A 21,101-nucleotide genomic window follows, 5' to 3' on the forward strand; every position below is an offset into this window, starting at 1 on the left:
GGAGGCCACTGAAAAACTCATGTTTTTTTTGGTAGGTCGAGACTATTGACACAAAAAAGGTCGCTGATCGTCTGTATTTTGACGATCGGTGACCTTTTTTCCTGTCTTTTTCTTATTTCTTTTCATTGAGGAGCTTCAGAATCCGCTTGAGATTGACCACGAAGATCGTTGTCGCTCCTTGAATTTCCATACCAAACAAACCCGTTGATGATGCTGTATCATATCCGTGTCGATTTTTTAACTCACTATTCTTCGCTTCTATTTTATAACGCGTTTTTGCCAATGATTTAAATGGCTCGGTCTCTTGAAATGCCTTTTGTTCCTTGTGTTCGGTGGATTTAATCGCTACATAGTAAGATTTTGTTTTTGCCCCTGCTTGATAACAGCCTTCACACATGGGGCATACCTGACATTTATTGATATCAAACATATATCTGATCCGTGGATTCTTTCGTTCCTGTCCATTTCTTCCCTGATATTTCTTTTTAATCGCCATGTGCCCTGCCGGGCAAACGAACAGGCCTGCATCTTTATTAAATTCAAAGGCTTGTTTGCGTGTCCCTTCTGAAACGACGGGATGTAATTTTGAAACAAGTGCGATTTTGTTTGTTTTTGTATAGGCAATATTATCTTTTTCTGAATAAGCCGTGTCACCAATGACCATATCAATGCCCATTCCTGCTTTTTTACTTTTTTCAATTAACGTCTTCAGATATTTTCCATCACCCTTTTCGCCTGTCGTAATAACCGCTGCGGTGATGATTCGTTCATCGCTCATCGCAAGGTGCGTCTTATAACCAAAAAAAGAAGAGTCTTCTGTTTTATGTCCGACACGTGCATCGGGGTCCATCGAAAAGCTCATGTGTTCTGTAAAATCTTCGACGCTCTCTTTGAGGACATTAAACTTTTCTTTAACGGCAGGAATAGCCATGATTTGCGGCTCTTTTTCTAGGGTGGAAATGAGTTGATGGCAATAGTTTAATTCCTCATTGACTTCACCAGACGTATTCTTTTCTGGAAATTTCTGTTTCATTGATTCATCTAATTGATAGACCGCTTTTCGAACATTTTTAGATTTCTCACGTAAAAATTCGATCGGTGATTTTTGATTATAGCGCGCTTTTGTATGTGTGGCATCGACAATAAGGGTTTTACTTTTAATGATCCCTTTCTCCAGTGCGATCTCAACGGTTTTCCCAATCAGCAGATCTAACAAATTCATGTCTTGAAGACGGAGTCTGCGAAATTTGGTTAACGAACTTGGATCAATGACCTCATCCTCAGGTGCCATATCAAGAAAATATTTAAAGGACAGGTCATATTTAGAACGCTCAATTAAATCGACGTCGGATAAATCATGGATCTTCTTTAATAATAAATATTTGAACATACGAATCGGCGAAATCGCATGACGTCCAAAATCAAGACAATATTTTGCTTTCAATTCATCGAAGATGAATGAAAAGTCCACAAGGTCATTGATTTGACGAAGCATATGATCTTTTGGGACAACGAGATCGTATAGCGCTGCATAGGGACTAAGGGTGAGCGTTTCCTGATTAGAGATCATTGATCTACCACCTACATACGTTGATCGTTCCATTATAAAGGAAAAGGGCAGTTAAATGTTTGATTGAATAAACGTTCAACTGCCCAATGAAAACGAGGGACTTTTTCAGTGACCTCNTCCATTATAAAGGAAAAGGGCAGTTAAATGTTTGATTGAATAAACGTTCAACTGCCCAATGAAAACGAGGGACTTTTTCAGTGACCTCGAGCTGGAGACTGGGGGATACCTATATCGTTTTTGTGCAGACAAAAGAAAAGTATCTGGATGTTCCTTATCATCGGAGCCGTACCGGTTTGAATCATTTAGCTTTTCATGCAGATTCGAGGGAGGAAGTTGATCAGTTCACCCGTCGCCTTGAGGAACGTGGGGTCACGATTCTTTATCGGGATAAGCATCCATTTGCGGGTGGGGATGATTATTACGCTGTGTATTTCGAAGATCCCGACCGGATTAAGGTAGAACTCGCTGCACCCTATTAATCGTAATTTAACGAGCAAAACCAGCGATCATTCATTTTTCGTGCAGGCATAGTTTTTGACACGGTTCGCGATCTTTTCTACGATGAAGATAATCTGCAAGGAAGCTGGTGATCATTTGGATAAGATTCAAATCGGACAGACAGATATGTATGTCAATCCCTTAGGTCTTGGGACAAACAAAATTGGAGGGTATAACTTATTTCCGAACTTGGATGATGAGACTGGAAAGAAGGTTGTACAGACGGCAATTGACCATGATGTTGAAATGATTGATACAGCCTTTATGTATGGTCTTGGTCATTCAGAAGAACTGATCGGAGAGGTCTTTCAGCAAAATGACCGTCACAAAGTGATTTTAGCGACCAAAGGCGCGCAACAAGTGTCAGCGGATGGAACGGTGACCTTGAATAACACACCTGATTTTTTAACAAAGTCTGTAGATGAAAGCCTGAAACGCCTGCAAACGGATTATCTTGACATCTTTTACATTCACTTTCCTGATAAAGATACGCCGAAGGCTGAAGCAGTTGGGGCGCTGCAGCGGCTGAAAGAAGCAGGCAAGCTGCGCGCGATTGGTATTTCAAATTTTACACTGGCGCAAGTGAAAGAAGCAAATGTGGACGGCTACGTGGATTTAGTAGAAAATCAATACAATTTGTTTCAGCAAAACGCGATGACCGATGTGGTGTCCTATTTGAATGAACAGCACATTTCGTTTGTGCCCTACGAACCATTTGCTGCATCACTGCTGACCGGTCGCTATTCACTAGACAATTTGCCCCATTTTGAGGAAGGCGATTATCGTTTGAACATTGATCTTTACAATCCAGATCAATTGAAAGACAATGTGGCGAAAGCGGATCAACTGAAACCGATAGCCTCGAAATATGACGCGACTGTGGCTCAGATCGTGCTCGCTTGGTACGTAAAGAATCCGCAAATTGGACCGATCATTCCTGGTGCGCGGACACCTGAACAACTCTTAGCTAACGTTCAATGTGAGAAGATTCAATTGAGTGATGCGGATTACGAATTGATTGCTAAGCTTTTTGCTTGATTTTTTATAGATTATAAAGAGTTTGAAGGATTTGGGTTTCATCATGCCCGAATCTTTTTTTTGTTCGTGCGGAACCTAGGTTAATTTCTTTTTTTTTGCATGCGCTTGAATACCACCAGGAAAGTGTGTTTTTTTCTATATACTAGTGAGCTGTCTTTCCAGAAAAGGGGGACGAACATATGAATATAGAAAAGGAGTTGTCGAAGAATGGCAAATTACAGTATTCACGCGGGACATAATGCAAATGTCCCAGGCGCACAGGGATATATCAGAGAAGAAGTTATTGATCGACAGATTAAGGACGCAACGATCAAGTATCTTCGTGCAGCCGGTCAAACGGTATACGACGATACGGATGAGCAGGGCAAGACGCAGAACGAAAATCTCTCATCAATTGTTCGAAAGATAAATGCGCACAGTGGTCTTGCTCTTGCGGTATCGATTCATTTGAACGCTGGCGGCGGAGCAGGAATCGAAGTCTATCAATACGACAGTAAAACTGATACAGTCGCAGCTCGGGTGTTGAATAAGATCTACGCGGTAACGCGCCTGCGAAATCGCGGCCAAAAAAAGAATCAAAGTCTGTATGTGCTCCGTCATTCGAAACCACCGGCGATCCTTATTGAATGCGGGTTTGTCGATACAAAAACGGATGCGGAGATTGTTACAGCTAAGACGGATGTAATCGGCAAGGCGATTGCTGAAGGTATTCTGGGCAAAGACATCAACAAAGAAAATCAGTCGAGTCAGCCATCCAAATCAGCATCAGTAAAACCTGTACCATCAAGAACTCCTCTAAATAGATCAGACATTCTATTCAAAAAAAGTGATAAAGGTTTTGCTGTGAGAACTTTGCAGCAAGATCTGATTAAAGCGGGTTACAGTGTTGGAAAATCAGGAGCGGATGGCGTGTTTGGACCAGCCACTGAAAATGCTGTTCGAGTGCTTCAGAAGGACTACAAGCTATTAGTGGACGGGATTGTTGGCGTTGAAACAAGAGCTGCTCTGTCAAAAGCGCTGGAAAAAAAGAAGAAACAGCCAAAACCGCCCGATTCTGCGATCGCTCCATACCCTGAAACCTTAATAAAACGGGGCAGTAGCGGAAAAGGTGTTGAGCGGATCCAGCGCGTACTGTCCATTCATGTTGATGGTATTTTCGGAGCAAAAACGGAGGCAGCTGTTAAAGCGTATCAAAAACGCCACAATCTGACTGCGGACGGTATTGTTGGCCCTCAGACATGGATTTCAATGTTTAAAAAAAGCTAGGATAACACATTTGCAATAAGATAAAACATGATGATCAAAAATATGCTGGATTTTCGCCTTCTATAAAATTCTAGTTAGCGACAATTAGGCATGATTTAGGCTATTTTTTGTTGCAGCGTGAATAAAAGGGATAAATAAACTGTTGCTGGAGAAAATAATTCGCTTGATGTTCTATTAGAGGAAAGTTATTAATCGTCGCGGGAAATGCGAGTTCTTGCAAAGATGATTACTTAACACGTTTCATATGACGAATTTCGGTTTCTTGTTCGATTGAGCGCAGAGCAAGTGTCTCAAGGATTTTGTCTTGACGCTGCTGGCTGGCAATTAGTAAGTTTTGATTTTCAGCAAGAAGCGTGAGCTGTTCAGAGTTTTTGACCACTTGATCGGTAATTACATTTAGTTTTTGACCACTTGATCGGTAATTACATTTAGTTTTTGATCGATACGTTCAAACTTCTGATTGACTTGATCAAGTCTCTGATCGATGGCAACGATTTTTTGGTCAACTTGATCAAGTCTCTGATCGATGGCAACGAATTTCTTGTCAACTTGATCAAGTCTCTGATCGATGGCAACGATTTTTTTGTCGACTTGATCAAATCTCTGATCGATGGCAACGAATTTCTTGTCAACTTGATCAAATCTCTGATCGATGGCAACGAATTTCTTGTCAACTTGATCAAATCTTTGGTCAATGGCAACGAATTTCTGGTCAATGAGGTCAAATTTTTTATAACTCTCATTTTTAAATTCTACAAGATTTTTCCCAAGGTCATCCAATTTGTCGACGATGCTTCTTAAAAGTTCTTCGCTCATTACATTCATCTCCTTTTCTTTTTAGTATAACAGGAATCATCAAATTTTTTGACTATCTTTTCATGAGAAGGGCTAAATTGAAACATCAAAAAATTTAGTCCGGATGAATTTTTGGCAAAAACAACCATTGAAAGGCGAAGATATATATAATTAGTTAAATAAAATACGTATTGTTTTCAACTAAAAAAGAACATGTATCTTTGGAGCGATAAAAATGGAGTATCTCATTAAATTTATTTATGCTTTTCTCCTTCCGCCCGGTTTATTTGTGACGCTTCTTGCAGCACTCGCCTTTTGGATGTTTCGAAAAAAACAACGGTTTTGTTATGTATTCGGTGGGTTAACGCTATTCATGTATCTAGCTTTTATTCCTTTAACAGGCATCTTGCTTGTTCATCCACTTGAAAACCATTACCTGCCTCCGGATCATCCAGAAGGTGATGTAATTGTTATGCTTGGCGGCGGGGCAACTTTGGGTACTCCGGATATGAATGGCGAAGGACAGCTCTCGGGTGATGCAGCGAACCGCCTGCTGACTACCTTTCGTTTATACAAATTAACCAAATTGCCCATTATATTATCCGGTGGGAAGGTCTATCCGGACAGTGGAGTTGAAGCTGAAATTGGCAGAAGGCAACTTGTGGCACTTGGTGTTCCGGAAAATAAGGTATTCATAGAAAATAAAAGTATTACAACGAGAACAAATGCACTGAATACAAAGAAAATCTTGGTCACGCATCATTTCAAGATGCCGATTTTGGTGACCTCTGCCTTTCATATGCCTCGCGCGGTGATGATCTTCAAGAAAATTGGAATTGACGTTACCCCTTATCCTACGGACTATTTAGTGAGCAAGAAGCTTGCCTTGTACCCTGGGCAATTTGTTCCATCTAGTGGTGGTATCGCGTTTACAGCATTAAAAGAATACGTAGGAATGCTTGCTTCAGCTTTCTAATTGCTTGATTTAGCAGAAATTAATGAGCGGCTTAACGTGAAAAGGGCGTCTTAACATAGGCGCCCTTTTCTTAGGAGGTTTTGCAGTTAACTAGAGACATGCGGCATCTGACAAAGTGTTAAATGGAGGTGCAACGTTACTCATTTGGATTAGTAACAGAATGCTGCACCAACGATAATTAACAGAATGAACAGAACAACGAGCAAAGCGAAGCCGCTTCCACCACAGCTAACACCGCCAGTATTTGAACAACCCATAAATACACCCCCTCATCAATCGGATAATGTATTATATGTATCCTGGTCCAGTACGGAGAGGGCGAATATACCAACAGCACCTGTCCTGGATAAAAAAGGACAGGTGCTGAAAAATACAAAAGAAGATAGGTCAGAATCAGAAAGAACACAGAAAAAACGATTTCGTTTTTCTGCGACATTAAGTGAACTTGGACTGATTAACGACCGCTTGGAGCGGAAATGCCGGATAGCGCTTTTTCTGCTTCATTATCATATTGATCTTCAATCGCCAGATCTCCCAATGAAACAATACCGATAACACGTCCGTTTTCAACAATCGGCAATCGGCGGATTTGATGATCGGACATCAGCCGTGCAGCTTCGTGAACATCCATATCTGGTGTTCCGGAAATAAGCGGTTTACTGCTCATGCAATCAAGCACAGTCGCGTTATCCAATCCTTTCGCGGTTGTACGAATCGTTATGTCACGATCTGTGATGATACCTTCGAAGCGCCCATTTTCAGTCACAGGAATTGATCCAATGTTGTGGCTATTCATCAATTCAGCCACTTCCTTCACACTCTGATCCGGAGAACAGCAAACAACATCTCCGGACATGACATCTTTTAATGTTTGAGCCATGGTTGTGAACCTCCCTTCGTTCACTAATTTACCCGTAAATCATCGCAATCATGAAAAAAAGGAGGTGGAAACAGCTTCCGGTAGTCAAAAATGTTCGATCAATATTGAAAGGGAAAAAGTACATTGAAAATGATGGTCAGGCTGAAGGCAAGTAAAAACAATAAGATGGCGCCAACGTCGGTTTTTGAAAGCCTCAGAACCGACATCTTTGTCCGGCCTTCGCCGCCCCGATAGCAGCGGCATTCGATGGCGTTCGTCAATTCAAAAGCGCGCCTGAAGGCAGACATAAAAAGCGGAAGGATAACCGGGAAATAGGATTTAATCCTTTTTATAAAATTTCCACTTCCAAATTCAGCACCGCGCGCTTTCTGAGCATCGATGATCCGATCAAATTCATCCGCAAGCGTTGGCAAAAAGCGAAGCGTGATGGCAATCGTCATCGAGAGTTCACCGACTTTGAGATGAAATCGCTTGAAGGGAGAGAGCAGCTGCTCAAGTCCGGCGGCAAGCGTATTTAATGAGGTGGTATATGTAATCAACGAACACCCCGCGATCAAGGCTGTTAAACGAACCATTAATGTGAAACCTGTAAACAAGCCTTGTTTTGTGATGTGGAATATAGAAAAGCTAAGTACCGGATCGCCTGAGCCATAGAATATATTAAGCACCGCGGTAAATATAATTACCGGGATCATTGGACGGACGCCTTTAAATACTTTCCCTGGGGAAACCTGAGAACAGGCGATGAATACACCAAGCAGGGCGATCAAGAAGGATAAACTTATCGCACTTTTTGAAATAAAGACTTGAATAATAAAGAAAAATGTCAGTACAATTTTCGTTCGCGGATCAAGACGGTGCATGATCGAGTGACCGGGAAGAAATTGACCGACCGTAATGTCACGAGGCATTTATTACCCGCCTTTCTCAAATAAATGCATTATTTCTTGTTCTGCATCGTCGATCGTGGTGGCTCCGGTGTTGACAGGATAGCCTTTCTTTTTCAGCTCGAGAAGTACTTTCGTGATTTGCGGAATATCGAGGCCAAGATGAACCAATTGTTCGGCCTGATTAAAAATGGCAGTTGTCGTTCCCGATAGCGCGATTCTTCCTTGGTCGAGGACAATAACGTGCTTCGCATGTTCGGCAATGTCCTCCATACTATGAGAGACAAGGATGACAGCTGTGCCGCTTTCGCGTCTGAACCGTTCAATCTGCTCTAGAATCATATGCCGCCCTTCAGGATCAAGTCCAGCAGTTGGTTCGTCAAGAATGAGAGCTTGAGGTTTCATCGCGATCACACCTGCAATCGCAACTCGCCTCATTTCGCCACCGGAAAGACGGAAGGGATTCCGTCCGAGGTAGGAATCATCCAAACCGACAAACTGCAGAGCATCATGGACGCGAAGATCGATTCCTTCTTTGCTTAAACCCATATTGCGCGGGCCGTAGGAAACATCCGCAGCGACTGTATCCTCGAAAATTTGTGTCTCTGGGTATTGAAAAACCAAGCCAATTTGAAAGCGAATGGATCGAATGAGGCTCGGTTTTGCCCAAATGTCCTTTCCGTTTATCAAGACATGACCTGAATTTGGGCGAAGCAGCCCGTTGAAGTGACGGATCAAGGTTGACTTTCCAGAACCGGTATGGCCGATAATTCCAATATAATCACCAGGCGCTACGGATAATGAGACATTTCGCAGTGCCTGTTTTTCAAATGGAGTGCCGGCGCCATAACAATAGTTGATATTTATTAAATCAATGATGGCCATTTTGTTCCTCCAAAGCTGCAATCAAAGCCTCAGCACATTGACCGACACTGGTGATCCGATCCATAATATGGATACCTTTTTTTCGCAGGCGCAAGCAAAGCTCAGTAATCTGCGGCACATCCAGCTTCAGCCGCTTTAACAAGTCCACCTGATAGAAAACATTGGCGGGTTCATCGTCAAGTGCGACTTGGCCATGGTCAAGCACAACCACCCGTTTTGCCCGTGCGGCTTCCTCCATGTGATGCGTGATCAGCACAATAGTTATACCTAGCTCACGGTTCAGCTGTTCAATTGTTTTCATGACATCAGTGCGTCCTTTAGGATCAAGCATCGAAGTCGGCTCATCCAAGACAATGCATTGCGGATGCATGGCAAGTATGCCTGCGATTGCCACTCTTTGCTTTTGCCCTCCAGACAGTTTAAAAGGGGTGTGGCGCCTGTAACCCAGCATATCCACCGCAGAGAGTGCCCAATCCACACGCTTGCGAATTTCAGAAGGTTTCAGTCCTAGATTTTCTGGGGCAAACGCGACATCTTCTTCAACGATCGTCGAGATGATCTGATTGTCGGGGTTTTGAAAAATCATTCCGATCGTTTGGCGGATATCCAAATGATTCTGTTCGTCCTGAGTATCTAATCCGTTGATGAAGACTTCACCGCCTGATGGAACAAGCAGCGCATTGAAATGCTTGGCTAAAGTCGATTTGCCGCATCCATTTGGTCCGAGTATGGCGACGAATTCACCTTGCTGAATGGTCAGATTGATTCCATTAAGAATCCAGCCGCCTTGTGACTGATTATGCAGATATTGAAAATATAAGTTGTTGATTTCAATCAGAGCGCTCATGAAAACTCCTTAATAGAGGGTGTCGATAAGTCCGGGAAAAATTGCTGTCGAATCTCTGCGTCAACTTGTTTCTCCGCTCCTCACGTATTATTCGCATACGCTCCGGTTCTCAAAACTGCGCTTCCTTGATCTTCTCGGCCCTTTTTGTCCTCTCAATCGAACAGATTCTTAATAAAAATAAATATTTTCTGGCGAGTATTAAAAAAGCCCGGACAGAGACTCTGTCCGAACTTAATCATACACGGTTTAATCAGGCTTTGGAAACCCCTTTGTTGGAGTCAAAGATCGATAGGCCCTTCTTTAATGGAAAATAAAGGACACTTACGATAATGACGGTAGAAACCGCGTTAATTGCTGTTGCAGGAAGACTCGTGAACGCACCGATAACCGCTGCACCGAATGCGCTGCCGCCAAGCAGCAATTCGATCAGCCCGTGCAAGAATTCAAGCACGATTTTTGATGCGCCTGCGACGAGTGCGAGAATGAAGATGTTCACAGGCGTGTCGGTATGTTTCAATAAATGAAAGGCATAGGTGACAATGCCTGCAACGGCAAATGCGAGAATGACTGTGACGGGTGCAGTGGAGGCGTATCCACTAAGCAGATCGAAAAGTCCGAGTCCGATCGCTCCGGCAAGACCGCCTCGGAAGCCGCCCAAAAGTAGTACAGCCAGAACGAGAAGTGAATTGCCAAAATGAATGAACGGTGCACCGACAGCTGCAGGAAGCGGTATTCTCAAAGCGGAAATGCCGAGATACGTTACTGCAGCGAACAAAGCGACGAGCACAATGTCACGAATACCAAAAGATTTTTTTTCAATGCTCTCATTGCTCATTTTTAGTTCCTCCTTAAAAATGAATAAATAAAGTCAGTAAACAAATAAAACCAACCAATGTACAGGGGATTAGGTTAGAAGCAATTCTACTATTTGTTCAGTGAACTGTCAAACAGTTTTTTCAGGTCCTTAGGGAGTCTCCAATACATAATAACACTAATGCGCCAGCAGGTGGTATGAGTGCCCGAATATCGTTTTCTTATCGCGGGTAAAGCCGCATTTTTCAAATGCGCGTTGTGACCCGATATTGTCGTTATAAATGTCTTCAACATAAACCTCCGTCATCCCCTGAGCAAAAGCGCGGGCGACTAGGCCATGTATGACCTGACGGCCAATCCCTTTTCCGCGGAATTTTGGATTGCCGATTACAATGGGAAGGTCATGCGGCATCAGGGTAACGTCTCCAATTTTAATAAATCTGTTTCCTGTCATGTATTCGATGTAATATAATTCACCGCGTCCATTAAGGTAGTCATACATCCGTTTTAATCGAGTCTGATCGTAAGGTGCGATGTTTTGCCTGGAGATGAGGCGTAGTATTTGTTCATCTTGATACCAAGACAGCGCCTGGGGAACGATTTCCTGAAATTTACCTAATCGCAGTTTCTGTGAAATATAGAGATTATCCGGCTGTTTTTCTTGGAAAATATCCACTGCAAGCACCTCTTTCAATTATTTACAATGTCCAGTGTACACCTAAAGATCGACATTATGTTGAACAGCTGTAAAAGGTGCTCTATTCCAAGCAGAAGGCATGACATGAAGGACAATTATTGGTTACAATAAGACAAAAGAGGAGTGGAAAATATGTCTGAGAAAAAAGTATTGATGATTACGAAAACGGTTTGTCCTTATTGCGATCGGGCAAAGGTTGTCTTGAACCAAGCACTTGAAGGAAAATACAATGATCAAATTGAAGTGTTCGTACGTGAACATGATGAGGAGCGATTTGCTCAGCTGAAAGACAAATATCAGTTTATGACTGTTCCGACATTCATTGATAATAAGACAGGCAAGGTGCTGAGTGATTCAAAGGTAGAAACAATTACCGCATTTATGAAAGAAGCAATTGGTTAATTTCAGTTGGTGAGCCCGGAGGCTAGATCCGGACTCTTTTTTGCAAGTTAAGAAAATATAAAATTTTGAACTTGCTGATATGGTGCGAAGCGGTGCTCCCTCAATAAATTAAGTTCGGGACACGGAGGCGCGAGACGCCTGCGGCAAGCGAGCAGCTGAAGTGTTGTTCAAGCAGAAGATTGATGCATATAGAGTGAGAGTAAAGGACCAGGCATAGCCTGGTTTTTTTAATAAAAATAAAAAAACTAAGACTCAGCCGGCGTCAAAGACTTGCCTTCGCCAATTTTTTCTTTATGTAATGATTTAAGAGATTGGCAAATAGGGTTTCCTATTTACATAAAATTAGGGTAGGATGATGAATAGAGTCTGTCCGGGAAAAATTGGGGCAGTCTTGAATTCATTTTATGTAAATGACAGAGGAGACGTGGGGATGAATTCTGTATCATGGTTTGTTGATGTCTTTCTCCATATTGATAAGTTTCTAACACAAATCGTCAATCAATACGGAGCATGGACGTATGCCATTTTGTTTATCGTGATTTTTATCGAGACCGGACTTGTTATTTGTCCGTTTTTGCCTGGAGATTCACTGCTATTCGCTGCCGGTGCGATTGCTGCTCATAGTGGTTCCGAATTAAATATCTGGCTGCTTGTTTTCCTCATTATTATTGCAGCTGTGCTTGGCGATACAATCAATTATTGGATCGGCCGTGAAATCGGACAATCTTTGGAGAAACACAATCGGTTACAACGCTTGATTAATCAGGAGAAAATGGCAAAAGCAGAAGAATTTTTCAATAAATACGGCGGTTTCGCAATTTTTCTGGGTAGATTTGCTCCTTTTATCCGTACATTTATCCCCTTTATCGCGGGCGCGAGCCGAATGCATTATCCTTTTTTCTTGTTATACAACATTCTTGGCGGTGTGGTTTGGACGTTGGCAGGGCTAATGGCCGGTTTCTTCTTCGGTCAGATTCCTTTCATTAAGGATCATTTCTCGATGATGATGCTGCTGATTGTCTTCGTGTCACTTCTGCCGGTGATTCTGGTCATGATTAAAAATCTATTCAAAGGGAAGCAGATTGATTGAACGATTGTTCCTGAATAAACAGAAAGCCGGTATATGACATGCCGGCTTTTTTCTTTATTCAAAAATGATGATAGGTGTACTAGTGATGATAAATGTTTTATTAGGAAGCAGAGGATAAGGGAAGTCACGTGGAATTCGTTATGAATTTGCATAGTGACTACGTTTTTACTCCCGTTAGCATTAGTTGAGAAAAATGTACAAAGATGTTATTCAACGAAGCAAATAAACAAGTTCTTTTTACTTAAACGGAAACAATGATCGCGGAAATAGGATAAATAGCCATAGAATCGGTTAGCAAGGTGACTGGCAGAGAAAACTGTACCAAACAGATAATGAAAAAGCGCCGGCATCGATCGGATGCCGGCGCTTTTTGCAATTGGTTAACAGAGAAAAATACCGGAAAAGCAGAATAATCCTGCCTTTCCGGTATTGTTTTCGTTTTTTTGGATTAAAGTCCGAGGAATCCTCTGGCGAACAGTGCGGCACAGGCAGCACCAAGGAATGGAGCAATACCCGGCACGAGAATGCCATATTGCCAGTCGTTGTTCGCTTTTCCACCTGGAATCGGCAAAATTGCGTGTGCAATACGAGGCCCCATGTCACGGGCGAGGTTCATTGCGAATCCTGTGACACCGCCCATACCCATGCCGATTGCCCAAACAAGCAATCCGACAGCGATTGGAACAATGCCCGGAGTTTTCGTTGAAGCGATAGCTAAAATTGCGGTAATAAAGATAAACGTATCAATAAATTCGACAAAGAAGTTACGTGGTAAATTACGCACATTTGGATTCGTTGAGAAAATGTTGCGGATTTTCACCCTGTCGACGTCTTGGGAAGCCTTGAACTGATCATAGTAAGCGATGAATACGACAATCGATCCAAATACGCCGCCAAGCACTTCCGCGATGCTGAGCGGAATCACATTTGCCCAAGGAATATTGCCAAGTACTGCCTGAGCGACAACCATCGCTGGATTGATGTTGACATCTCCGAAGATAAACAACGTGATGGTGATACCGAATCCCCAGGTTGTGATGGCGAAAATGTGACCGGAGTCCTGATATTTCGATGTTTTCAGCACCTCACAGCAGTGCACGCCGACACCGAAGATGATCATTAACGCCGTTCCCAAAAATTCCGCAATTAATTGATGCATTGATTCTTTTTCCCCCTGCAAATTGTTTTAACAGAAAGAGTATAAGAGGAATGCAAGCCTATTTCTTTTCCGTTTTATCGATGAAATTTAGCCAAATTTCATAGAACACGCTTACAAAATGCAAATTTGTTGACTTCTAAAAATTGGATTGACTTTTTTCTGATAAAATACTTAACAATTTGCAACATCATCTACGCATAGGCAACGATTATTTGTTATACTGCAAATTGCAGAGCAAAATTATACATCCCTTTTTAGCAAAAGAGACGAACAGTTGAAACGAAAGCACAGACATCAGATCAGAGGAGGTTCAGCCCATTGGAAGGCATTTACTTTTATTTTATGTCATTCAGTAAGGAGCAACAGTATTGCAGTGCAACACACTGTAAAATCGTGATTCCGATTCATGGCTATACGGGTATTGTGACTGACTCTGGTGAAAAACAGATTGACGGCACTCAATTTTGTTTACTGCCGACTCGTTTTCCTTACTCGCTCTGCTCATTGGATTCAAATGAGAGCCTGATCATTGAAATCCCTGAGCACTACATTCGTGAACATTTGAATAACCAAGTTGATGGGCAGAGTGAATTGATCTGGGATGCGAATTCCGTTTGGCAATCGATTAAAGAATTGCTGATACATGAAGTCATGCACCATAATCATGACGAAGCCGTTCTGCTGCTTAACTATTGGTTTCATAAAATGATGGATGAGCCGGCGAGCGTATCGATACGTTATATACACAAGCATTATACTGAAAAAATTGATGTGAAATCTTTGGCAGCGATGGAGCACTATACCCCGTCCTATTATTGCGATTGGTTCAAGCGGAAAATGAAAATGACCCCGCTTGAATACATTCACTACTTACGTATTAATCGAGCAAAAGAATTGTTAGGAGATCCGAAATTGAGTGTGTTGACCATTTCCTATCAATTGGGCTATGAGTACAACGCATCATTTACAAAAATGTTTAAGAAATATGAACGGCGTTCTCCATCAGAGTATCGGGCTACTATGCAATCCTAAAGGCAGCCGCATGCTGGCTTAATTGGATTGTGCCCATTGCACGGACAGTTGTGGTACACTAGTCCCCAGAGAAAAAATTTTTTTCGGAATATAAACAATGGGGGCTTTCTGGATGATTACTACAAAACTTCCGGTGCGATTCGTTGATTGTGACGCCATGGGCCACGTCAATAATGCGGTTTATTACACCTACTTTGAAGAGGGAAAACGGGAAATTTTCCGGTGGTTCACGCCAAGCATGGATCTGAGCGACTGGCGTGTGATCGTTGCTTCTACACACTGCGACTACATTCAAGAGATTAATTATGACGAAGAAATTACTGTGTATACATGGATCAGCACGATATCTCGATCGAGTTTTGATGTGGAGCACGCAATCGCAGGTCCGAGCGGCAATTGGCATGCGAGAGGCCGTGTGACCTTGATCGGCTATGATTACAAAAATAAAAAAGTCATGCCATTGACTGAAGCGATTAAAGGTATTCTGAAACAGCATCAGGACGCACCTGAGGGTGTTCCCGCGTTGCGTCAGATTCGTATTGCGGAAGAAATAAATTAATAGAAGGCAATAAAAAGCAGCCGGCATTCGGCTGCTTTTTTTGCTCAAAGGACTGGAGATAAAAGACGCGAAATACTTTCCTTAAACTTGATGAGGAACGAACGTTTGCTGTAATCCGCCATCGTCAATTCTTTCGAAAGCTTGATATCCTGCTTGAATATTGCGGCGAGCTGCTTGGCAGTCTGCTGATGATAAATAAAGGCGTTCACCTCAAAGTTCAAGCCGAAGCTCCGGAAGTCTAGGTTGGATGTGCCAACTGTAGCCAGCCGTTCATCAACAATAATGGTTTTCGCATGAAGAAAACCATTTTGATAAAGATAGACACGTGCACCGGTTTCCAGAAGCAAGCCGACGTTGGAATAAGTCGCCCAATAAACAAACGGATGATCCGGTTTGTTTGGGATCATGATCCGAACATCGACATGGGACAGTGAAGCGATCGAAATGGCATTCAGCAGACTTTCATCGGGAATCAGATAGGGAGTCTGAATGTAAACTGTTTTTTTCGCTGATAAAATCATTTTAATAAAGGCATTCTTAATTTGCTCCCATTTTTGATCCGGACCGCTCGAGACCACTTGAATACCTACTTCACCATAAACGGCTTTGTCATCGATTGTATAATACGATTGAAACGGCACCTGCTCGCCGGAGGCCTGATTCCAATCCAGAAGAAATCGCGATTGAATGCTGTTTACGGATTCTCCGATAATGCGCAAATGGGTATCACGCCAAAAGCCAAACTTTTTGCTGAGACCCAGATACTCGTCACCGACATTGAAGCCACCAATATAACCAATTTTACTGTCAATAATAACAAGTTTTCGGTGATTACGGTAATTAATACGTAGGTTTAGTAGCGGCAGACGGCCAGGAAAGAAGGTCTGGAATTTTCCACCTGCCTGCATCAGATGCCGCACTAATTTCTTAGGTAGCCGCCTTGAGCCCTCATCGTCCACAAGGAGTCTAACCATGACACCTTCAGCTGCTTTCTGAATGAGCGTATCGATCAGTTGATTTCCCAAAAAATCGCCTCTGAAGATATAGTATTCTATATGAATATGGTGGTGGGCGGATCGAATATCCTTAAGCAGTTGCTGAAACTTGGTCTCACCGTCGGTATAGATCGAAAGACTATTGTTCAGTGTGAGCGGTGCTTCATCGTTATTCAGATTCAGGTAGATTAGGCTATGGTAATCACAAAGAATCGGATCAGAGAAAGGCGGTTCTTGATTAACAATGGCCAGCATCTGACTGCTTACCAATTCTTTTGTTCGCTGATGAACCGTATGATCCCATTTAAATATCTTTCGTCGGCTTAGATTCTGGCCGAATATGAGATAAAGGATAAATCCGATGATCGGCAGGAAATTGAGTATCATCAACCATGCCCATGTAGAGCTGACACTTTTCCGCTCGAGAAAGACGACAGTCGCGCCCAATAAAATATTTGTCACGATCATGATCGTCAGTAATATCGTGATGATGCTCATTTCACCACATCCTTTTTGCATGGCGGATCGATAATAATTGATTATACCTCGAAACAAGCAAGACGCGCTAGCTATGGATAAGCTATTGTGAAGCTTGCAGATCAAGAAACTAGGGGGCTACCGGGCAGTCCATATACAACTTTCGTTGATTCAGCGCTTGGTTACACGCTATAATTAAACTAATAAAATTTGGCAGATCATGTCCATTGAGGGCTTGTGAAAAGGTGTGGGGACTGTGCTGAAAAAACATTCAAATCTGATTTTCTGGACTGTGGAGCTTCTTGGAATTGCGCTGCTTATCTTCATTTTAACGAAAATTTCTTTTATTTTCATCCCGGTAGTCACTTTAATTACGACACTTTTCTTCCCGATTATTGTAGCAGGTTTTCTGTTTTTTCTGATCAGCCCGTTCGTAGACATTTTCCAGCGAATGAAAATACCGAGAGCAGTCAGCATACTGATTATTTACATTATCCTGACGGGGATGATTACGTTGCTTGTCGTAATTGTTGGGCCGCCGTTGGCGGATCAGGTCAAATCGCTGTTCAGCCAGCTTCCGGATTACATCACCAACTGGAGAAAAAGCATTGAGCATCTGGCAGATTCACGCGGCTTTAAGTGGCTGATTCATCAGAACTATTATTCCATTGACAAAATTCAGCACAGCCTTGAACAGATGTTGAAATCATTCACGAATAATGCTGGAACTGGGTTGTCGACATTTTTTAATGTGCTGGTCAACGTGACACTAACCGTAGTAACGGTACCATTTATTTTGTTCTATATGTTAAAGGATGGAAACAGGCTGCCTTATGCGGTCACCCGTTTCTTCCCCCAAAAGTATCATGGTGAAGTCAATCATATCTTGAGTGATCTGAATGATACACTTTCTTCCTACATTCATGGGCTGATCATTGTCGCTTCATTTGTAGGGATTACTTCAAGCATTGGCTTTGCAGTAATCGGCTTGCCGTATAGTCTTCTTTTGGGATTGATCGTAGGCGTGACGAATATCATTCCTTATCTCGGTCCGATTATTGGTGCAACACCAGCGTTAGTCATCGCGCTGATGGATTCCCCGGCCAAAGCATTGCTTGTCCTAGCTGTGATTGTTGTCGTTCAGCAGCTCGATGGACACTTGATTTCTCCACTCGTCATGGGAAAAAGACTGAATACGCATCCGCTGACCATTATCGTTCTGCTGCTCGTCTCGGGAAAATGGATTGGTCCGATCGGCATGATTCTTGCCGTACCAACCTACGCGATGATCAAGACATTTATTGCACACATGATTCGGCTGGTGCGCTTGCGCCGCAAGAGCAAAGACGATAGTTTAATTAAATCATAGATTATTCATCTTCGCCGCTGCGAATCCGCTTTGTGAGTGAGACAAATTGTTTCAGAGCCGGATTCGTATTTTTTTTCAGATAGGCGAGTGATAGCACGGCTTTGAGCGGATACTGATCAATGTATCGGTAGACCACTTCCAGGTTGAACAGCTTTTCAGCGGACGCGGGTACTACACCAATGCCGATACCGGCCGACACAAGTCCTACAACCATCTGGTATTCGGTCGCTTCTTGGACAATCTTTGGGGTGAAATCGACATTTTGGAAAAGTGAAAGAAATTCATCATAAAGGCCTGGCCAAATGTCACGAGAGACAAGAATAAAAGGTATGTCGCGAAGATCCTCAATCAATATTTTGTCTTTCTTTGCCAGTGGATGGTTTTTCGGCAACGAAAGTGCCGCGTAGCCACGCTTGATTGGCGTGGTTTCAATCAAAGAACTGCTGACCGGAGGATGCAGGAGTCCGACATCAATACGATCGCCGATCAGTGCGTTCACTTGATCGGGCGTAGAGAATTCATGAAGACGGATCGAGACATAAGGGAAAGTTCGCCGATACTCCCTGATGATGCTTGGCAAAATGTCATAGGTTGCCGAACCGACAAAGCCGATCACCAATCGTCCAAACTCGCCGCGGTGCGCTCTTTGCGCTGTGTCTACAGCCTGGTTGACTTGCGCGACTACTTCGCGGGCTTCCGGCAGAAAAAGCTCACCGGCCGTTGTCAATTCAACATGACGTTTATTCCGCTTAAAAAGGGCGACGCCAATTTCTTCTTCAAACTGCTGAATTTGTTTGCTGAGCGGCGGTTGTGTCATTTGCAACCGAGCAGCTGCCCGTCCGAAATGAAGTTCTTCTGCGACTGTAATGAAATAAATAAAATGGCGGAGTTCCATCTAAGCTCATGCTCCTTTTAAAATAGATTCACTGGCAATTTTTCCCGGCCTTTTTGAACATCCTCTTCATTACTAATATACCCTGTGTATTACATAGTGTTCAATAATATATTTCACATTGCTAATTTCAAGCGGTACAATGATATTAATCACAGTAACATTTGGTAAATGATGAACGGAAAGGTCTCCTGACATTCATTACAACGATTGAAACCATGAGGCTGATTCGCCTTATAATGAAACACTCACAAATCAAGAGGAGGAATTATCGTGAGCGAATTGAAAAAGGAAAAAGAAGAGCAGAAGCTTGCCACTGGTGCTGAACTCGTCGTCGATTGCTTAATCAAGCAAGGGGTGAAATATATCTTTGGGATTCCCGGAGCGAAGATTGACGCGGTGTATGATGTGTTGAAGGACCGTGGGCCGGAATTGATTGTTTGCCGTCACGAGCAAAATGCCGCTTTTATGGCTGCCGCGATCGGACGTATCACATGTAAACCCGGTGTCTGCTTGGTAACATCAGGTCCGGGCGCTTCAAACCTTGCAACTGGCATTGTGACAGCCAATGTTGAGAATGACCCGATTGTCGCTTTAGTAGGAGCTGTTCCGCGTGCCGACAGGCTGAAAAGAACTCACCAGTCCATGGATAACGCGGCTTTGTTCCAGCCTATCTCAAAGTTCAGTGCTGAAGTTGTTGATCCGAAAAACGTACCGGAAGTGGTTACCAACGCATTCCGTGCAGCGGAATCCACTTCAGCTGGTGCGAGTGTAGTCAGCTTCCCGCAGGACGTGCTTGTTTCTACAACAACTGTTAATGCACTTGGCCCGTTGGAAAGCCCGAAACTTGGAACAGCTTCTGAAGCAGCTATTGACCGGGCAGTTGAAGCAATTAAAAATGCAAAGATGCCGGTGATTCTCGCAGGAATGCGTGCTAACCGGTTCTCCGTAGTTTCTTCAGTTCGCTCGCTGCTTCGGAAGATTGCCTTTCCTGTTGTGGAAACGTTCCAGGCAGCAGGTTTGATTCCGCGTGATATGGAAGAACATTTCTTCGGCCGAATCGGTCTGTTCCGCAATCAACCGGGTGACTTGGTATTGGAAAAAGCAGATGTTATTATCACGATCGGATACGATTCGGTGGAATATGATCCAAAGTACTGGAATAATGTCGGGAACCGAACAATTATCCACCTAGATGAAGTGCGCGCTGATATTGATCACTATTATCAGCCATCCATTGAGCTGGTTGGTGACATTGAGTCAACAGTTCAACGCATTAAGGATAAGCTGACTAACCTGAACATGACCAAGGATAGCCTCACTTATCTTGAAGAAATGCGACACAAGCTGGATGCGCGTGATGAGCCGCCGAAGAAAGCAAACGGTAATCTAGTGCATCCGCTCAGTCTGATTCACACGTTGCGCCACTTGATCAGTGATGATACGACTGTAACCTGTGATGTCGGCTCTCACTACATTTGGATGGCACGCCATTTCCGTTCCTATGAACCAAAGACACTGCTGTTCAGTAACGGTATGCAGACACTAGGTGTCGCGCTTCCATGGGCAATGGCCGCTTCGCTAGTTAATAATCATGCGAAAACCATTTCAATGTCCGGTGACGGAGGATTCTTGTTCTCAGCCATGGAACTGGAAACAGCGGTTCGTCTGAAACTGCCGATCGTTCATATTATTTGGAATGACGGAACCTATGATATGGTTGCATTCCAGCAGAAAATGAAGTATGACCGTACATCAGGAATCGACTTTGGAGCAATTGATATTGTTAAATATGCAGAATCCTTTGGCGCTAAAGGCCTTCGGGTCAACAAGCCTGAGGAATTGGAGAATGTATTGCGAGAAGGACTCGAATACAATGACGGACCGGTAATTATTGATGTGCCGGTTGATTACAGTGACAATATCGCACTTGGCAAGAGTCTGATTCCGAACCAATTAAACTAATCCTATTCA

The 21,101-nt window shown here is 43.1% G+C and carries 21 protein-coding genes and 1 pseudogene; 10 read left to right on the forward strand and 12 right to left on the reverse strand.

Features of this window, described 5'->3' with window-relative positions; all coding sequences use genetic code 11:
• Nucleotides 1-112: 112 nt before the first annotated feature.
• Nucleotides 113-1,570: an IS1182 family transposase gene (locus tag P343_RS22915; protein ID WP_023509066.1), complete on the reverse strand. Its 1,458-nt coding sequence runs from the start codon at nucleotides 1,568-1,570 to the stop codon at nucleotides 113-115.
• Nucleotides 1,571-1,776: 206 nt separating this feature from the next.
• On the opposite strand from P343_RS22915, the pseudogene P343_RS22920 reads away from it, so the two are divergent.
• The 3 genes and pseudogenes from P343_RS22920 to P343_RS36305 form a co-directional block, all read left to right on the forward strand.
• Nucleotides 1,777-2,049 (forward strand): annotated as a pseudogene (locus P343_RS22920) (VOC family protein); the annotation flags it as partial.
• Nucleotides 2,050-2,131: 82 nt separating this feature from the next.
• Nucleotides 2,132-3,106 (forward strand): aldo/keto reductase, encoded by a 975-nt coding sequence (locus P343_RS22925; protein WP_051384710.1) that lies wholly within the window; start codon nucleotides 2,132-2,134, stop codon nucleotides 3,104-3,106.
• Between the two features lie 207 nt (nucleotides 3,107-3,313).
• Nucleotides 3,314-4,372, forward strand: a complete 1,059-nt coding sequence (locus tag P343_RS36305; RefSeq protein WP_023509069.1) for an N-acetylmuramoyl-L-alanine amidase — start codon at nucleotides 3,314-3,316, stop codon at nucleotides 4,370-4,372.
• Nucleotides 4,373-4,768: 396 nt separating this feature from the next.
• Here P343_RS36305 and P343_RS36635 read toward each other — a convergent pair whose 3' ends face one another.
• Nucleotides 4,769-5,188 carry a hypothetical protein gene (locus P343_RS36635; protein WP_023509071.1) on the reverse strand — a complete coding sequence of 140 codons (420 nt, stop codon included), beginning with the start codon at nucleotides 5,186-5,188 and terminating at the stop codon, nucleotides 4,769-4,771.
• Between the two features lie 214 nt (nucleotides 5,189-5,402).
• Between P343_RS36635 and P343_RS22935 the strand changes: the two genes are divergently transcribed.
• The gene (locus P343_RS22935) at nucleotides 5,403-6,143 is read left to right on the forward strand and encodes a YdcF family protein (RefSeq protein WP_023509072.1); all 741 of its coding nucleotides are present in this window, start codon (nucleotides 5,403-5,405) and stop codon (nucleotides 6,141-6,143) included.
• A 149-nt stretch (nucleotides 6,144-6,292) separates the two neighbouring features.
• Here P343_RS22935 and P343_RS36640 read toward each other — a convergent pair whose 3' ends face one another.
• The 7 genes from P343_RS36640 to P343_RS22965 form a co-directional block, all read right to left on the reverse strand.
• The gene (locus tag P343_RS36640; RefSeq protein ID WP_023509073.1) at nucleotides 6,293-6,400 is read right to left on the reverse strand and encodes a YjcZ family sporulation protein; all 108 of its coding nucleotides are present in this window, start codon (nucleotides 6,398-6,400) and stop codon (nucleotides 6,293-6,295) included.
• A 197-nt stretch (nucleotides 6,401-6,597) separates the two neighbouring features.
• A complete protein-coding gene (locus P343_RS22940; protein ID WP_023509074.1) occupies nucleotides 6,598-7,023 on the reverse strand; it encodes a CBS domain-containing protein in 426 nt (141 codons plus the stop codon).
• 98 nt (nucleotides 7,024-7,121) lie between these two features.
• Complete coding sequence (locus tag P343_RS22945) at nucleotides 7,122-7,934, reverse strand: energy-coupling factor transporter transmembrane component T family protein (RefSeq protein ID WP_023509075.1); 813 nt, start codon at nucleotides 7,932-7,934, stop codon at nucleotides 7,122-7,124.
• Between the two features lie 3 nt (nucleotides 7,935-7,937).
• Entirely contained in the window at nucleotides 7,938-8,795 is an 858-nt protein-coding gene (locus P343_RS22950) for an energy-coupling factor transporter ATPase (protein ID WP_023509076.1), read from the reverse strand.
• On the reverse strand, nucleotides 8,782-9,642 hold the full coding sequence (locus P343_RS22955; RefSeq protein WP_023509077.1) for an energy-coupling factor transporter ATPase: 861 nt from the start codon (nucleotides 9,640-9,642) through the stop codon (nucleotides 8,782-8,784). Before P343_RS22955 ends, P343_RS22950 begins: the two co-directional genes overlap by 14 nt.
• A 250-nt stretch (nucleotides 9,643-9,892) precedes the next feature.
• The gene (locus P343_RS22960) at nucleotides 9,893-10,477 is read right to left on the reverse strand and encodes an ECF transporter S component (protein ID WP_023509078.1); all 585 of its coding nucleotides are present in this window, start codon (nucleotides 10,475-10,477) and stop codon (nucleotides 9,893-9,895) included.
• 156 nt (nucleotides 10,478-10,633) lie between these two features.
• Nucleotides 10,634-11,131, reverse strand: coding sequence for a GNAT family N-acetyltransferase (locus P343_RS22965; protein WP_023509079.1), 498 nt, complete (start codon nucleotides 11,129-11,131; stop codon nucleotides 10,634-10,636).
• A 153-nt stretch (nucleotides 11,132-11,284) separates the two neighbouring features.
• Here P343_RS22965 and P343_RS22970 point away from each other — a divergent pair, with 153 nt between their 5' ends.
• Entirely contained in the window at nucleotides 11,285-11,554 is a 270-nt protein-coding gene (locus P343_RS22970) for a glutaredoxin family protein (protein ID WP_023509080.1), read from the forward strand.
• Nucleotides 11,555-11,984: 430 nt separating this feature from the next.
• On the forward strand, nucleotides 11,985-12,644 hold the full coding sequence (locus tag P343_RS22975) for a VTT domain-containing protein (RefSeq protein WP_023509081.1): 660 nt from the start codon (nucleotides 11,985-11,987) through the stop codon (nucleotides 12,642-12,644).
• Between the two features lie 448 nt (nucleotides 12,645-13,092).
• Here the strand turns inward: P343_RS22975 and larD are convergent, their stop codons facing one another.
• Entirely contained in the window at nucleotides 13,093-13,803 is a 711-nt protein-coding gene (gene larD, locus P343_RS22980; RefSeq protein WP_023509082.1) for a D/L-lactic acid transporter LarD, read from the reverse strand.
• Nucleotides 13,804-14,121: 318 nt separating this feature from the next.
• On the opposite strand from larD, the gene P343_RS22985 reads away from it, so the two are divergent.
• Both P343_RS22985 and P343_RS22990 read left to right on the forward strand, forming a co-directional pair.
• Complete coding sequence (locus P343_RS22985; RefSeq protein ID WP_023509083.1) at nucleotides 14,122-14,835, forward strand: helix-turn-helix transcriptional regulator; 714 nt, start codon at nucleotides 14,122-14,124, stop codon at nucleotides 14,833-14,835.
• Between the two features lie 112 nt (nucleotides 14,836-14,947).
• A complete protein-coding gene (locus tag P343_RS22990; protein ID WP_023509084.1) occupies nucleotides 14,948-15,394 on the forward strand; it encodes an acyl-CoA thioesterase in 447 nt (148 codons plus the stop codon).
• 44 nt (nucleotides 15,395-15,438) lie between these two features.
• Here P343_RS22990 and cls read toward each other — a convergent pair whose 3' ends face one another.
• Nucleotides 15,439-16,887 (reverse strand): cardiolipin synthase, encoded by a 1,449-nt coding sequence (gene cls, locus P343_RS22995; RefSeq protein WP_023509085.1) that lies wholly within the window; start codon nucleotides 16,885-16,887, stop codon nucleotides 15,439-15,441.
• A gap of 235 nt (nucleotides 16,888-17,122) precedes the next feature.
• On the opposite strand from cls, the gene P343_RS23000 reads away from it, so the two are divergent.
• Nucleotides 17,123-18,235, forward strand: a complete 1,113-nt coding sequence (locus P343_RS23000; protein ID WP_031263628.1) for an AI-2E family transporter — start codon at nucleotides 17,123-17,125, stop codon at nucleotides 18,233-18,235.
• A gap of 1 nt (nucleotide 18,236) precedes the next feature.
• Here P343_RS23000 and alsR read toward each other — a convergent pair whose 3' ends face one another.
• Nucleotides 18,237-19,130 carry an acetoin biosynthesis transcriptional regulator AlsR gene (gene alsR / locus P343_RS23005; protein ID WP_023509087.1) on the reverse strand — a complete coding sequence of 298 codons (894 nt, stop codon included), beginning with the start codon at nucleotides 19,128-19,130 and terminating at the stop codon, nucleotides 18,237-18,239.
• A 270-nt stretch (nucleotides 19,131-19,400) separates the two neighbouring features.
• Here alsR and alsS point away from each other — a divergent pair, with 270 nt between their 5' ends.
• Nucleotides 19,401-21,092, forward strand: coding sequence for an acetolactate synthase AlsS (gene alsS / locus P343_RS23010; protein WP_023509088.1), 1,692 nt, complete (start codon nucleotides 19,401-19,403; stop codon nucleotides 21,090-21,092).
• Nucleotides 21,093-21,101: the final 9 nt, after the last annotated feature.

Origin of the sequence: Sporolactobacillus laevolacticus DSM 442 (assembly GCF_000497245.1) — a bacterium.
Taxonomy (GTDB): domain Bacteria; phylum Bacillota; class Bacilli; order Bacillales; family Sporolactobacillaceae; genus Sporolactobacillus; species Sporolactobacillus laevolacticus.